Annotated in this window: 8 protein-coding genes; 2 read left to right on the top strand and 6 right to left on the bottom strand. The window is 71.3% G+C overall.

Annotated features, from left to right (window positions below):
* Window positions 1-128 precede the first annotated feature (128 nt).
* Both ACIRQ9_RS09435 and ACIRQ9_RS09430 read right to left on the bottom strand, forming a co-directional pair.
* Entirely contained in the window at window positions 129-1,649 is a 1,521-nt protein-coding gene (locus ACIRQ9_RS09435) for a catalase (RefSeq protein ID WP_404168970.1), read from the bottom strand.
* A 313-nt stretch (window positions 1,650-1,962) separates the two neighbouring features.
* Window positions 1,963-3,093: an FAD-dependent oxidoreductase gene (locus ACIRQ9_RS09430; protein WP_404168967.1), complete on the bottom strand. Its 1,131-nt coding sequence runs from the start codon at window positions 3,091-3,093 to the stop codon at window positions 1,963-1,965.
* Between the two features lie 104 nt (window positions 3,094-3,197).
* Here ACIRQ9_RS09430 and ACIRQ9_RS09425 point away from each other — a divergent pair, with 104 nt between their 5' ends.
* Entirely contained in the window at window positions 3,198-3,944 is a 747-nt protein-coding gene (locus tag ACIRQ9_RS09425; protein WP_404168964.1) for a TetR/AcrR family transcriptional regulator, read from the top strand.
* A gap of 64 nt (window positions 3,945-4,008) precedes the next feature.
* Here the strand turns inward: ACIRQ9_RS09425 and ACIRQ9_RS09420 are convergent, their stop codons facing one another.
* Window positions 4,009-5,979, bottom strand: a complete 1,971-nt coding sequence (locus tag ACIRQ9_RS09420; RefSeq protein WP_404168961.1) for a phosphocholine-specific phospholipase C — start codon at window positions 5,977-5,979, stop codon at window positions 4,009-4,011.
* Window positions 5,980-6,006: 27 nt separating this feature from the next.
* On the bottom strand, window positions 6,007-7,770 hold the full coding sequence (locus ACIRQ9_RS09415) for an endonuclease/exonuclease/phosphatase family protein (RefSeq protein ID WP_404168958.1): 1,764 nt from the start codon (window positions 7,768-7,770) through the stop codon (window positions 6,007-6,009).
* Between the two features lie 847 nt (window positions 7,771-8,617).
* Between ACIRQ9_RS09415 and ACIRQ9_RS09410 the strand changes: the two genes are divergently transcribed.
* Window positions 8,618-12,889, top strand: a complete 4,272-nt coding sequence (locus ACIRQ9_RS09410) for a discoidin domain-containing protein (RefSeq protein WP_404168955.1) — start codon at window positions 8,618-8,620, stop codon at window positions 12,887-12,889.
* A 67-nt stretch (window positions 12,890-12,956) separates the two neighbouring features.
* On the opposite strand, the gene ACIRQ9_RS09405 is transcribed toward ACIRQ9_RS09410, so the two are convergent.
* Together ACIRQ9_RS09405 and ACIRQ9_RS09400 are read right to left on the bottom strand one after the other, a co-directional pair.
* A complete protein-coding gene (locus ACIRQ9_RS09405; RefSeq protein WP_404168952.1) occupies window positions 12,957-14,573 on the bottom strand; it encodes a cation acetate symporter in 1,617 nt (538 codons plus the stop codon).
* The gene (locus ACIRQ9_RS09400; RefSeq protein ID WP_404168949.1) at window positions 14,570-14,992 is read right to left on the bottom strand and encodes a DUF485 domain-containing protein; all 423 of its coding nucleotides are present in this window, start codon (window positions 14,990-14,992) and stop codon (window positions 14,570-14,572) included. Before ACIRQ9_RS09400 ends, ACIRQ9_RS09405 begins: the two co-directional genes overlap by 4 nt.
* Window positions 14,993-15,382 lie beyond the last annotated feature (390 nt).

Genomic DNA, 15,382 nt, shown 5'->3' with positions numbered 1-15,382 from the left:
GGCGGGGGTGTCGTGGGCGTTTCTGTGGGGGGGGGGGGGGGGCCCCCGCCGGGGCCCGGGGCCGGGGGGGCGGCGCGGCCCGGGCCACGGTCGGTGCTCCCTGGGGGCGTCCGGCTCCCCGGAAGCGGTCAGGCCTTGTCCTGCATGGAGCTCCGGGCGGGGTTGCCCTGTTCGGCGGCCTTCGGATCCTTCTCGTCCGCCTTGGCCCGGACCCCGTCGGCGATGCGCTTGCCGATGGTCTCGTCGATGTTCGACCAGTACGCGAACGCGCGCTCCAGCACGGGTTCGGTCACGCCGTTGAGCAGGTGTCCGACGACGTTGTCGACCAGGCGGTCGCGCGCGGCGTCGTCCAGCACCTCCCGCACCATCGTTCCGGCCTGCCCCCAGTCGTCGTCCTCGGCGTGGGAGACGTAGGCGGAGCGGGTGATCTCGCCGTCGGCCGTCCAGGTGGGCGGCGGCCCGAACCGGGCGGGGTCGGCCTTGGGGCCGCCCTTGGAGTTCGGGGCGTACACCGGGTCGGAGGTCTTCCGGTAGGCCATCGCCCCGTCCTTGGAGTACGTGTGGACGTCGACGACGGGCGCGTTCACCGGAAGCTGCTGGTAGTTGGCGCCGACCCGGTGCCGGTGGGCGTCCGCGTAGGAGAACAGCCGCGCCAGCAGCATCCGGTCCGGGCTGGGGCCGATGCCGGGGACGAAGTTGTTCGGCTGGAAGGCCGCCTGCTCGATCTCGGCGTGGTTGTCGGTGGGGTTGCGGTCCAGGGTCATTGTGCCGACCGGGATCAGCGGATAGTCGCTGTGCGGCCACACCTTGGTGAGGTCGAACGGGTTGAACCGGTAGCCCGCGGCGTCCGCGTACGGCATGAGCTGCACGTACAGCGTCCAGCTCGGGAAGTCGCCGTCCCGGATGTGCTCGAACAGATCACGCGTGTGGTAGTCCGTGTCCACCGCCGCCATCTGGTCGGCCTCGTGCTGGGTGAAGAACTCGATCCCCTGGTCGGTCTTGAAGTGGTACTTCACCCAGAACCGCTCGCCCTGGGCGTTGATCCACATGTACGTGTGGGAGGTGTAGCCGTTCATGTGGCGCCAGCTCCGCGGGATGCCCCGGTCGCCCATCAGCCAGGTGACCTGGTGCGCGGACTCCGGCGAGAGCGTCCAGAAGTCCCACTGCATGTCGTGGTCGCGCAGGTTGCTGTCCGCGCGGCGCTTCTGGGACCGGATGAAGTGCTGGAACTTCATCGGGTCCTTGATGAAGAACACCGGCGTGTTGTTGCCCACCATGTCGTAGTTGCCCTCGCTGGTGTAGAACTTCACCGCGAAGCCGCGAGGGTCCCGCCAGGTGTCCGGGCTGCCCCGCTCACCGGCGACCGTCGAGAAGCGTATGACCAGGTCGGTACGGGTGCCGGGCTGGAAGAGGCCGGCCATGGTGTAGGCACTGACGTCCTCGGTCACCTCGAAGTGGCCGAAGGCGCCGCTCCCCTTGGCATGCGGCTGGCGCTCGGGGATGCGCTCACGGTTGAACTGCGCCATCTGCTCGATCAGGTAGGCGTCCTGCAGCAGGACCGGCCCCCCGGGTCCCACGGTCAGCGAGTGCTCGTCACTTTCGACGGGGGCACCGGAGTCGGTGGTGGTGGGGGGTGGTATCTCCGTCATGACTCTGCCTTTCTCCGCACGAACCGGTCGAGCGCCGGTCCCCGTGGTGTCCCGGGACCGGCCCTCGCACCCGTGGTCGCGCCACGGGGGGAGGCCGTACGGATGTGCTCGCGTCCTTCGCTTCCGGAGTCTTCGTGCTCCTGCAGAGCGGGTGACCCCGCGCGTGCCGGGCAAACACCGTTCGCCCGGTGCTCTGCGACCCGGTAGGCGCGGTACGGCCGGGCTGTCCGGCATCCAGCGTGGTCCCACCGGGCCTCTGCCGCCACTCGGGGACGCCGTTCCCCGGGGCCTCGAAGGCTCTGCGGTACGCGCCTCACGCCGCCGGTCCGGCGCCGGCCAACAGGGCGATCAGGCCGTGCGGGGTGTCCTCGCCGTACATCAGTTCGTGGAGGTGGACGGCGTCCGCGGCCTCCGCGGCGCTGCGGGCGAACATGGCCCCCTCGAACGCCGTGAGCGCGGCCTCGGTGTCCTCGGGGTGCGCGGCCAGGGCCTTGCCGAGTTCGGCACCGTCGTACATGGCCAGGTTGGCGCCCTCGCCGTTGGGGATCATGAGATGGGCGGCGTCGCCGAGCAGTGTGACTCCCGGCACCCGGTCCCAGCGGTGGTCGCCGGGCAGGGTGTGGAGGGGGCGGAACACGGGCGCGGTCTCGCCCTCGGTGATCAGCGCGGTGAGTTCCGGTGCCCAGCCGTCGAACTCCGCGGCGATCCGCTCGGCCGCCGCCGCGTCGGCGAAGCCGACGCCGGCGAACCAGTCCAGGGTCCTGCGCAGCGCCACGTAGGTGTGGAGGGTCCCGCCGGTCTCCCGGTGGGCCTGGATTCCCTTGCCCGGCGCGAGCGCGAACATCGCGCCGTCGCCGACCGCCTTGGCGGCGGCCGGGTGCCGGGTCCCGGCGTCCGGGAGATAGGTCTCGACGAAGGATATGCCGGTGTACTCGGGCACCGCGTCGGACAGCAGCGGCCGGACCCTGGACCACGCGCCGTCCGCGCCCACCAGCAGGCTCGTGGTCACGGAGTCGCCGTCGGCGAAGGTCACCACGTGGCGGCCGTCGCCGAGGCCGTGGACCCGGTCCGCCTTCTGGCCCCAGCGGACGGTGCCGGCCGGGAGCGAGTCGAGCAGGATGCGCCGCAGCTCCCCGCGCAGCACCTCGGGCCGGCCGCCGGTGCCGTCGTCGGCCTCCTCGTACAGCACCGTGCCGTCCGGTGCGAGAGCCCGGCTCGCCTGGCGGCCCGGCAGGACGAGGCCCCGGAACTCCTCGGTCAGGCCCGCCGCGGCCAGGGCGGCCTGGCCGTTGTGCTCGTGGATGTCGAGCATGCCGCCCTGGGCCCGTGCCGCCGGGGATGCCTCCGCCTCGTGGACGGTGACCGGGATTCCGTGCACGTGCAGGACCCGGGCGAGCGTGAGGCCGCCGAGTCCGGCGCCGATGATCGTGACGTGCGTGCGCATGGCGCGCTCCTTCGTCTCTGACAGGTCATATCTCTGGTACGTCGTTCCAAGCTGGAACGACGCTCCATGCTGGAACGTCGCTCCAGATGTGTCAAGATGGCGGCATGGCAACGCGGACGCGCCGGTCACAGCGGCGCACAGAGGCGCTCTCGCGGGAGCGGATCGTCGAGGCCGCCGTCGAACTGCTCGACGCGGCCGGTGAGAGCGGGCTGACCTTCCGGGCGCTCACCGAGCGGCTCGCCACCGGCCCCGGAGCGGTCTACTGGCATGTCGCGAACAAGGACGAGCTGCTGGCCGCCGCCACCGAGGGTGTTGTCACCGCGGCCCTGGCCGCCGCCCCGCCCGAGGACTCACCGCGTGACGGCGTCCGCGCCGTGGCGCTCGGCCTGTCCGGCGCCATCGAGGAACATCCCTGGCTGGCCACCCAGCTCGCCCTGCAGCTCGCCCGCAATCCGTGGGGGACGGTGACGGCACGGATCTTCGAGAGCCTCGGCCGCGGGGTCCGCGCGCTCGGCGTGCCCGAGAGCGGCTGGTTCACGGCGACCTCGGCGCTGCTGCACTACATCCTGGGCGCCGCCGGCCAGAACGCCGCCAACGCCACCAACGCCGCCAACGCCGGCGCGCCCGGCACCGCCCCCGGACGCGCGGAGTTCCTCGGCGCCGTCTCCGCGGCGTGGAAGGACCTGGACCCGGACGACTACCCGTTCACCCGGGCCGTCGCCGACCAGATGCGCGACCACGACGACCGCGAGCAGTTCCTCGCCGGGATCGACTTCGTCCTCACCGGCATCAGCACGCTCCACCCGCCCGGCGGACCACCGCCGACCCCGCCCGCCGCGAACGGGACCTGACCCGCGCGCGGGAAGGGGCCGGACCAGGACTCCGCGGTCCCGGTCCGGCCCCTTCCCGTACGTGTCAGACCGCGTGCACGGTTCCCGCGTACCGCTGCGCGAACCGCGTCCCGGTCGCCGCCGTCACCGTGAAGTCGTACCGGCCCTCGTCGGTGCGCCAGGTCAGCCGGGAGTGGCCGCCCGCCTTGACCCACACGGTCCGCTCCGTCCCGGCGAAGTCGTTCGGGGTGACCGTGAAGGCCGCGTCGGTGCCGCCGGCGTTGCGCAGCTCCACCTCGATCCTGGCGTCGTCGGCGTGCGCCGCGTGCGTCAGCGTCGCGGTGACCGACGGCACCGCCACGTCGTCCTGGCCGTCGCGCACGACCGTCCCGGCGAAGCGGCGGACGAACCCGTCCGCGCCGTGCACCGAGAAGTCGTACCGTCCGTCGGTCGCCGACGCGTCCCACACGTAGCTGCGCGAGGAGCCCGCCGGGACGGTGAACGGCACTCCGGTGAAGGGCGGTTCGGCGTTCGGCAGCACGGTGAAGTGGTAGCCGACGGTGCCGTCGTTGACGAGCGAGCAGGTGACCTTGCCGGTGGCGCGGTCGACGGTGACGTCGGCCCACGGACGGTAGGGCAGCGGGCGGTGCGGGCGCCGCCCCGGCTCCTGCACCGGCATGGACTGCTGGTCGGGTATCTTCACCGCCGGCAGCGCGCTGCCCGCGTCGGCCTTCGCCATCAGCGCGACCGTGTCCGGCAGCCGCGGGATGCTGTAGTCGGGCCGGGTGAAGTCGAAGCAGCTGGTGAGGTCGCCGCAGACGGTGCGCCGCCACTCGGAGATGTTGGGCTCCCGCACCCCGGTGACCCGTTCCAGGAACCGCAGCACCGACGTGTGGTCGAAGACCTGCGAGTCGACCCAGCCGCCGCGCGACCACGGCGACACCGCCCACAGCGGCACCCGGCTGCCCAGCCCGATCGGCTTGCCGTTCGCGAACTCGTCCTTGGTGCCCGGTTCCGGCGACGGCGGGATGACGTGGTCGAAGTACCCGTCGTTCTCGTCGTACATGAGCAGGAACACGGTGTGCTTCCACACCTCGGGGTTGGCGAACAGCGACTGGAGCGCGGTGTCCACCCAGTGCGCGCCGTAGTCGGGGCTGGCCGCCGGGTGCTCGCAGAACAGGTACGGCGCCACCAGCCAGGAGACGGTCGGCAGGGTGCCGTCCTTGCAGTGCCGGTCGAACGCCGTGAGGTCGAACTTCGTCATGGCGTTGACGTACCGGGGGTCGTCCTCGGGGAACGCGTGGAACTGCTTGAAGTACGACAGCGCGTTGTCGTCGTAGTCGCCGTACCGGTCGTCGGAGCCATCGGGGTTGTGGTAGACCCGCCAGCTCACACCGGCCTGCTCCAGGCGTTCGGCGTACGTCGTCCAGTCCGCCACCGGGTTGCCGGTGACCGGGGTGTTGTCGGTCCACGGGCCCGTGGTGCCGTCGACGCCGGGGCCCGCGGTGCCGGTCCAGAGGTAGAGACGGTTGGGGTCGGTGGGGCCGTTGAGCGAGCAGTGGTAGCCGTCGCACAGGGTGAACGCGTCGGCCAGCGCGTACTGGTAGGGGATGTCCTCGCGGGTGAAGTAGCCCATGGTCCGCTCGCCCTTGGCGGACACCCACTTGTCCATGGCACCGCCGGCGACGGCGGTGTGCCCGGTGTCCCAGTCGTGCGGGAGGCCCCCGGCGTTCTGCGCGTTGTACTTGGTGGTGTCCATGCGGAACGGCAGCAGGTACCCTTCCGCGCGGCTTCTGTCGGGCTGACGGAACACCGGGTCGCCGTTGGCCAGCACGCTTGCCTGCCGGTCGCCGAAGCCCCGGACGCCGCTCAGGGTGCCGAAGTAGTGGTCGAAGCTGCGGTTCTCCTGCATCAGGATCACCACGTGCTTGACGTCGGCGATGCTGCCGTGCGTCTTCTCGCGCTGCGCCGCCTCCGCGGTGCCGGGCAGTCCGGCGGCGACGGCGGCCGTCGCGGCGGTGGTGCCGATGAAGGTGCGGCGGCTGATCTCGGTCATGGGAGGAAGTCCTTCGGGTCGTTCGGGTCAGCCGCGGCGGGACAGGGAGAAGGTGACGACGGCGGCCGCGTGGTCGGAGGGCCAGCCGTTGGCGGCGGTGTCCGGCACCGGCCGCGGCCAGCCGGTGACCAGGCTGTGGGCCTCCAGCACCCGCAGGTTGCCGGCGTACTGGATCTGGTCGATCCGGTCCTGCGGTTCCGTACCGCCGCCCTCGTGCGTCGGCCTGACGGGGGACCAGGTGGTGCCGGGGTCCTTCGCCGGGTTCGAGCGGGCCTCGCGGAAGGCGTCGACCAGGCCGGCCGCCTCCAGGGCCTCGGTGACCGGCCAGCGCACCCGGCCGACGCCGTGGTGGGCGGAGGCGGTCCGGTCCGTCCAGTCGAGGTGCGAGGGTGAGGCGAGACCGGCCGCCAGCACGACGGGCGTACGGGAGGCCAGGTCGGTGCGCATCGCCGCCACCAGGGCGCGGACCTGCGCGTAACGGGCCGAGGCCCGCTCCGCGTTCTCGACCTCAGCGGCGGTCCGGCCGGCCAGCAGCGCGTAGGGGCCGTAGTCGGCCTCGTCCAGCCGGGCGGCCCAGACCCGTACGGTCCGGTCGCCGGGCAGGTGCAGCGTCGCCGCGGCGGCCGGCAGCGCGTCGGTCGGTGCGACGGCGTCGGTGAGCGGATGGCGGCTGACGATGCCGAGACCACCGGCCTGGTGGACGTGCCAGCCGAGCGCCGCCGCGAGGCCGGCGGCCCCCTTCGCGCCGCACTCCTGGAGGGCCACCACGTCCAGGTCCTGGGTGAGCACCAGCCGGACCTGCTGCTCCAGGAAGCCGTCGACATGGCTGCCGCCGTCCCACAGGTTCAGCGTGGCGGCCTTGAGCCGGAGCCGGTCCCGGGAGGCGCGCACCGGCACCTGGACCGTCACGGTGTCGCGGCCCACGGCGCTGTCGGTCACCGAGACCACCACCCGGCCGGGCGTGCGCTGCCCGCGAACCGGCACCCGGCCGCTGACGGTGCCGTCCGCGGCCACCGAAAGCCACGGGTCGCCGGCGGTACGGCGGAAGGTCGCGGCGCCGGCCGCGTTGCCCTCCGGCCGGATCCACAGACCGCCCAGGGACACCGAGAAGGAGGTGCCCGCGGTCTGCGCGGCGGTGGTCACGGCGTCCACGGCCGCGTGCGGGCGGGGGATCACGGGGCGGACCGCGAAGGTGAACGGCGCCGTCTGGGCGAGGACGCCGTAGCCGTCCTTGGCCAGCAGGTAGGCGGTGTACCGCCCGGCGGCGAGCCCCGAGGTGTCCAGGGTGACGTCGCCGGAGGCGGCCGGGGTGTACTGCCAGGCCAGCGAGGAACCCACTCCGGGCCGCCGGTCGCCGTCGTAGACGCCGATCCAGTTCTTCGCGTCGGGCGCCGACGTCGTCCAGTGGAAGGAGACCTTGTCGCCCTCGTGCGGATCGGGCGTCGTCAGCTCGACCGAGTCGCCGGTGTCCGTCCCGGCGAAGGTGAACGGCGCCGTCTGGGCGAGGACGCCGTAGCCGTCCTTGGCCAGCAGGTAGGCGGTGTACGGTCCCGCGCCCAGCCCGGAGGTGTCGAGGGTGGTCTGCCCGGAGGTGCCGGGGACGTAGCCCCAGACGAGCGAGGAGCCGCCGCTGCCGGGGCGGCGGTCGCCCTCGTAGACGCCGATCCAGTTCTTCGGGTCGGGTGCGTCGGTCGTCCAGTCGAAGGTCAGCCGGTCGCCGCGGTGCGGGGACGTCGGGGAGCCGACGCGGATGCTGCTGCCGGCCGCGGCGACCTGTGAGAGGGGTTGCACGGTGTTGGGTCCTCTCCGCCCCGGACGCCGCCACGACGCCGCCCGGGTGAGCAAAGTTGTCTATATAACTTCGCTCCACAGCAAGCCGGTCCACGGCGACGGCCACATGAACGACGGATGGCCGCCACTGGGGGAACAGACGGCATTCTGCGGGGGGCGCCGCGTGCGGTGAACACGCGATCGCCCGTCAGGAAAAGGTAGTTGACCTGCTGTGTCTCTGTCGTCCCGAGCCGCGCGCGGCGGCGCGGAGCCACGGCGGCGCCGTGGCCGGTCGGCCGCACGGGGCGTCCACGACACCGGTCGCCGCCGACCGCGCCGACCCGTCAGCTGTGCACAGCGTGCGTCGGCGAGGCGTTCCCGCTGACCGTGGTCGAACGCCATGAGGCCGCGGACGGTCGGGTGCGCGGGGTCGACGTCCATGCCAAGAACCCCCAGGAGCTCGCCGCCTTCTTCGCCCGCTCGGAGCCCGCAACCGCGCTGTAGACGGGCGACAGACGTCACGCAAAATCTTGCGCTGCTTGCGTTCGCTTGCGGTTTGGTGACGCAAGCGCGGGGCGTGCACGCGAGGGGTGGACCGGGGTGTCCGGCGGTGTGAAGTACGCCTGAATGCTCGCCCTGACCACCCTTTGACTGCCCACCCCGCCGAGGTGTGAGCGTTTCTGGTGAAACTTGTGCCGTCCTGCCTGTGGACCGGCTCACGGCTCTCTGCAATATTTCGATGAAACAACGCAATATCCTGCGCACGATCTCCGTGCGTCCACCCGCACCTTTCTGCCCCACTCCACCAGGAACGAGCCGCCCTCGCCGCCCCATCGGTGCGCGAGCCTCCGCAGAAAGCGACCCCCGCATGACTCGACACAAGCCGAGATCCTTCAGACGGCGCGCGGCGACCGCCGCGATCGCCTCCGCCGTCATGGTTCTGGGCCTGCCCGCCGTCGGCGCGCACGCGGCCGGCGGGCCCAACGCCGCCGCGGACGCCAGGACCAAGGCGGGCAGCGCCCGCGCCGCACACGCGGCCGCCAACATCACCGACGGCGACACCGACACCTACTGGCAGGCCGGGAAGAAGTCCGCCCAGTGGGTCCAGACCGACCTGGGCCGGACCGAACGCGTCCGGCAGGTCGTGCTGCGCCTGCCCGAGACGTGGCAGACCCGCAAGCAGACCCTGGCCCTCCAGGTCAGCGCCGACGGAACGAGCTTCGCCACCCTCAAGGCGTCGGCGCAGTACGTCTTCAGCCCCGGCAACGGCAACACGGTGAAGGTCTCGGTCCCCGGGACCCTCGCCCGCTACGTCCGGGCCGACTTCAGCGCCAACTCGGTGGCCGGCACCGGCCAGCTCGCCGAGATGCAGGTCCTCACGGCCGCCGCCTCGACCCCCAACCTCGCCCAGGGCAAGACCTTCACCGAGAGCGGCCACGCCGACGTGTACGGCGCGGCCAACGCCGGTGACGGCAACCGCAACACCTACTGGGAGAGCACCAACAACGCCTTCCCGCAGTGGCTCCAGGTCGACCTCGGCTCCTCGGTCAAGATCAACCAGGTGACGCTGCGACTGCCCAGCGGCTGGCCGAGCCGCAGCCAGACGCTGAAGATCCAGGGCTCGACCGACAACCAGAACTTCACCGACCTGACGGCCTCGAAGGCCTACACCTTCGACAGCTCCGACGACCAGTCGGCGACCATCGCCCTCGACACCACCACCACGCGCTACGTCCGCGCGCTGATCACCGCCAACAGCGGCTGGCCCGCCGGGCAGGCGTCCGAGCTGGAGGTCTACGGACCGGCGACGGGCGACACCCAGGCGCCCACCGCCCCGGCCAACCTGGCCTACACCGAGCCCGCCACCGGCCAGATCAAGCTGACCTGGAGCGCGGCCACCGACGACACCGCCGTCACCGGCTACGACGTCTACGCCAACGGGCAGTTGCGGGCGAGCGTCGCGGGCAACGTCCTGACCTACACCGACACCCAGCCGTCCGGCAGCGACGTCACCTACTTCGTGCGGGCCAAGGACGCGGCGGGCAACGTCTCCGCCAACAGCAACAGTGTCACCCGCAAGGGAGCGAGCGGCGACACCCAGGCACCCACGGCGCCCGGCAGCCTCGCCTACACCCAGTCCGGCAGCGACGTGAAGCTCACCTGGCAGGCGTCCAGCGACAACGTGCAGGTCACCGGCTACGACGTCTACGCGAACGACCAGCTCGTCAAGTCCGTCGCGGGCAACGTCACCACGTACACCGACACCCCGTCGGCGTCGGCCACGGTCACCTACTACGTGAAGGCGAAGGACGCGGCGGGCAACGTGTCGGTGGCGAGCAACAGCGTCACCCGGCCCGGCTCCGGCGCCGGCTCCGACCTGGCCCAGGGCAAGCCCATCGAGGCCTCCTCGTACACCTTCACCTACGTCGCCGCCAACGCCAACGACGGCCAGGTCGGCACCTACTGGGAGAGCGCCGGCGGCTCCTACCCGGCCACCCTCACCACCAAGCTGGGCGCCAACGCCGACCTCAGCCGGGTCGTCGTCAAGCTCAACCCGGATGCCGCCTGGTCGACCCGCACCCAGAACATCCAGGTGCTCGGCCGCGACCAGGACGCCACGGCCTTCACCAGCCTCGCCGCGGCGAAGGACTACACGTTCGACCCGTCGACCGGCAACACCGTGACCATCCCGGTCTCCGGCGCCGCGGCCGACATCCAGCTGAAGTTCACCTCCAACACCGGCGCCCCGGGCGCGCAGGTGGCCGAGGTGCAGGTGATCGGCACCCCGGCGGCCAACCCGGACCTCAAGGTCACCGGGATCACCAACTCGCCCTCCGCCCCGGTCGAGTCGGACGCCATCAGCCTGACGGCGACCGTCACCAACAGCGGCAGCAAGGCGTCCAAGGCCACCGACCTGAACTTCACGCTCGGCGGCACCAAGGCCGCCACGGCCGACGTGCCCGCCCTCGCGGCCGGAGCGTCGACGACGGTCACCGCGAGCATCGGCAGCCGGGACGCGGGCAGTTACCCGGTCGGCGCCGAGGTGGACCCGTCGAACAAGGTCATCGAGCAGAACGAGGCGAACAACGTCTTCACCCGCTCGGACGCCCTGGTCGTCAAGCCGGTCTCCAGCTCCGACCTGGTGGCGGCCCCGGTCGCCTGGACGCCGTCCAGCGCCTCGGCGGGCGACTCGGTCGCCTTCACCGTCGCCCTCAAGAACCAGGGAACCGTCGCCTCGGCCTCCGGCGCCCACGGGGTCACGCTGACCGTCCAGGACGCCAACGGCGCCACGGTCAAGACGCTCAGCGGCTCCTACAGCGGCACGATCGCGTCCGGCCAGACCACCGCGCCGATCTCCCTCGGGTCGTGGACGGCCGTCAACGGCAAGTACACCGTCAAGACGGTCATCTCCGACGACGCCAACGAACTGCCGGTCAAGCGCACCAACAACACCACCACGCAGCCCCTGTTCGTCGGCCGCGGCGCGGACATGCCGTACGACATGTACGAGGCCGAGGACGGCACGGTCGGCGGCGGCGCCCAGGTCGTCGGACCCAACCGGACCATCGGCGACCTCGCGGGCGAGGCCAGCGGCCGCAAGGCGGTCACGCTCAACAGCACCGGCCAGTACGTCGAGTGGACCACCCGCGCGGCGACCAACACCCTGGTCACCCGCTTCTCGATCCCGGACGGCACCAACACCACCCTCGACGTCTACGTCGACGGCCAGTTCCTCAAGGCCGTCGACCTCACCTCGAAGTACGCCTGGCTCTACGGCAACGAGACCGCGCCCGGCAACTCGCCCGGCTCCGGTGCCCCGCGCCACATCTACGACGAGGCCAACCTGCTGCTCGGCAAGACCGTGCCGGCCGGTTCCAAGATCCGCCTCCAGAAGGACGCGGCCAACACCTCCACCTACGCCATCGACTTCGTCAACCTCGAACAGGCCACCCAGACCGCGAACCCGGACCCGGCCGCCTACACGGTCCCGGCCGGTTTCACGCAGCAGGACGTGCAGAACGCCCTGGACAAGGTCCGCATGGACACCACGGGCAAGCTCGTCGGCGTCTACCTGCCCGCCGGTGACTACGAGACCTCCAGCAAGTTCCAGGTCTACGGCAAGGCCGTCAAGGTCGTCGGAGCCGGGCCGTGGTTCACCCGCTTCCGTGCCCCCTCCTCGCAGGAGAACACGGACGTCGGTTTCCGCGCCGAGTCCAGCGCCAACGGGTCGACCTTCTCCGGCTTCGCCTACTTCGGCAACTACACGTCCCGGATCGACGGCCCGGGCAAGGTGTTCGACTTCTCCAACGTCGCCAACATCACGATCGACAACATCTGGGCCGAGCACATGGTGTGCCTCTACTGGGGCGCCAACACCGACAACATGACCATCTCCAACACCCGTATCCGGGACACGTTCGCCGACGGCATCAACATGACGAACGGCTCCACGGACAACCACGTCGTCAACAACGACGCCCGCGCCACCGGCGACGACAGCTTCGCGCTCTTCTCGGCCATCGACGCCGGCGGCGCCGACGAGAAGAACAACCTCTACGAGAACCTGACGTCCACGCTCACCTGGCGGGCCGCGGGCATCGCCGTGTACGGCGGCTACAACAACACCTTCCGCAACATCCGGGTCGCCGACACGCTCGTCTACTCCGGCATCACGATCTCCTCGCTGGACTTCGGCTACCCGATGAACGGCTTCGGCACCGATCCGACGACGATCGAGAACGTCTCCCTGGACCGTACGGGCGGCCACTTCTGGGGCTCCCAGGTCTTCCCCGCCATCTGGGCGTTCTCCGCCTCGAAGGTCTTCCAGGGCATCAGGGTCAACGACGTGGACATCGACGACTCCACCTACGGAGGCGTGATGTTCCAGACCAACTACGTCGGCGGCCAGCCGCAGTTCCCGGTGAAGGACACCATCTTCACCGACATCTCCATCACCAACTCCAAGAAGAGCGCGGACGCGTTCGACGCCAAGTCCGGCTTCGGCATCTGGGCCAACGAACTGCCCGAGCCCGGCCAGGGCCCGGCGGTCGGTGAGGCCACCTTCCGCAACCTGCGGATGAGCGGCAACGCCCAGGACATCAAGAACACCACCAGCACCTTCAAGATCAACATCCAGTAGTGCGTCCGGAAGGGCCATGACGGGAAGGGGCGCCCCCGCCGGGGGCGCCCCTTCCTCACGTGCCTCCCTAGCGTGAGGAGGGCCGGGGCGGCGGCCCGGTGAGGAGGTGGTGCTCGTGCGACTCGTAGCGGCCGCGCTCCCGGGAGGCGGCCCGCCGCCCGGACAGGACGGTGGTCAGCCAGCCGGCCAGGAAGCCCGCCGGTACCGAGACGAGCGCGGTCGTGTTGTAGGGGAACCAGGCGAAGTCGGCCTCCGGGAAGGCCGACAGCGGCGTCCCCGACACCAGGGTGGTGCCGGGAGCCAGGGCCAGGACGCTCAGCGAGCCCACGATGAGCGTGGCCAGCAGCGCGGTGCGCGTGTAGCGGCGCCAGAAGAGCGTGTAGAGGAGGGCCGGCGCGATGGCCGAGGCGCCGAGGGTGAAGGAGACGGTCGCCAGCGGCTGCAGGCTGCGGTGCTGGGCCAGGACGGCCAGCAGGATCGTGGGGATGCCCACGGCCAGCGCGCTGAACCGGGCGATCGCCAACTCCCGTGCCGGAGCCGGGGGTTTGGCGCCGGATGCGGTCAGGTCGTGGGCGAGGGTGTTGGCGCAGGCGAGCGTCATGCTGGCCACGGAGGCGAGGAGGGTCAGGAAGACGGCCGTGGTGACGGTGGCGAAGAGCAGGCTCTCCGGACGCGACAGCGCGGTTCCGAAGGCGGCGCGGGCGCCCAGCAGATAGGCGGTGGTGCCGTGCGTGTCGGCCTCGGCGATGCGTTCACGGCCGAGGAGCGCGGTCGCGCCGACGCAGATCAGGGTGAGCATCAGGATGAACAGCGTCACCGAGGAGACCGCCCACGACATGGCGCGGCGGACCTGGCGCGGGGTGCCCGCGGTGTACATCCGCATGGTGACGTGCGGCAGGCTGGCCCCGCCGAGCACGATCGCGCACTGGGTGCTTGCCATGTCCAGCGCGGGATGCGGGCTGCTGGAGTACTGCAGGCCCCACCTCAGGTAGGCGGGCCCCGCGCCGCTGCGCCCGGCCGCCGCGTGGAACAGCGCCTGGGGCTGCCAGTCGAACAGCCGCAGCATCAGGACGCTCACCACCAGCCCGGAGCCGAGCAGCACCACGGTCTTGATGATCTGGACCAGCGCGGTGCCGGGCATCCCGCCCAGCGCCGCATACGTGATCATGAGGACACCGGCCCCGGCCACACACCCGTTCTTCATGCCGGGATCGGTGAACCCGAGGACGTAGGCGAGGAGTTCGCCGACCCCGGCGAGCTGGACGACCATCATCGGGACGAGCGCGGCCAGGGTGACCAGACAGGCCGTCACGCGCACCGAGCGCGCCGGATGGCGCTGGGCCAGCGCGTCTCCCATCGTGTAACGGCCGGTGTTGTGGAGGGGTTCGGCCAGCAGGAACATCAGCAGCAACAGGGACAGCAGGGCACTCAGGGCCAGGACGATGCCGTCGTAGCCGCACAGAGAGATGATCCCCCCGATGGTGAGGACGGTGGCGGCGGATATGTAGTCGCCGGCGACGGCGAGCCCGTTGCGGATCGGCGAGAGCGACCGGTAGCCGGTGTAGAACTCGGCGAGGTCGTCCGCCTCCGGGCCGGTGAGCACGCACAGCAGCAGGGTGAGGGCGACGACGGTGCTGAACGCGACGAGGGACCAGGACTGTGCGGAGCCGCTGAACTCGGTCACGGCGCCTGCTCCCGGTCCGCCACGGTCACCCGCAGCTGGCGGCGGGCCCGGCGGGCCAGGGGATCCACGAAGCGGTGCGCGGCGGCCTCGTAGAGGAGGACCGCGAGCCAGGTGACGGGGATCTGGACCAGGGCCAGCACCAGCCCGGTCGGCAGACCGCCGGGGCCGGGCCGGGCCATCAGGGCGGGCGCCTTGACGGTCAGGGTGAGGAAGGCGGCGAAGTATCCGAGCGCGGTGAAGGTCGCCACCCGTCGTTGCCAGCGGTAGGCGCGCCGCAGCAGGCGCAGGGTGCGGTGGGCGCCGGAGTGCGGGTCCGGCGACCTGATCTCGAGGAGCACCGGCTCATCGGTCGACCAGGCGGGGGTGGGGCGGTCGTACGGGGGCCGGTCCGAGGGTAACTCGGGCAGATCATGCGACATTTCGGCAACTCCTCGTAGGTGACCCGGCCCCGTGTGCGGGGGACCGTGAGCGGGGAGAGCGGTTCGGGTGACCGCACGCCGTGCGGCCCGAAGGTCGTGCGATGGCGCCGGTCGTCCGGGACGTCGTGTCGTAGGTCGCGATCGTGTGAGCAGGGCGCCATGGTCTCCGGCGGGAGAGGTGATCCGCCAGAGGCGCGGTCGCGGTCGGCAGGGGCGGTCCGTGGTCTGCGGAGCTGACCGTGGAATCTCTGCCCAGGAGTGTTGAAGCATTAACGGAGCGCGAGGTGGCGCGAATTCTTCCAAGAGTGCGCCGTCGCACACCTCATGAGCCCCAGGACACTCACGGACGCCGCTCCGGCACGCGGGTCCACGTCCGGATCCCGCCGGAAG

The sequence above is a fragment of the Streptomyces sp. NPDC101237 genome, assembly GCF_044767465.1.
GTDB lineage: Bacteria > Actinomycetota > Actinomycetes > Streptomycetales > Streptomycetaceae > Streptomyces > Streptomyces gramineus.
Note: the sequence above shows the minus strand (reverse complement) of the source record. Positions and strands in the feature narration are given on the sequence as shown.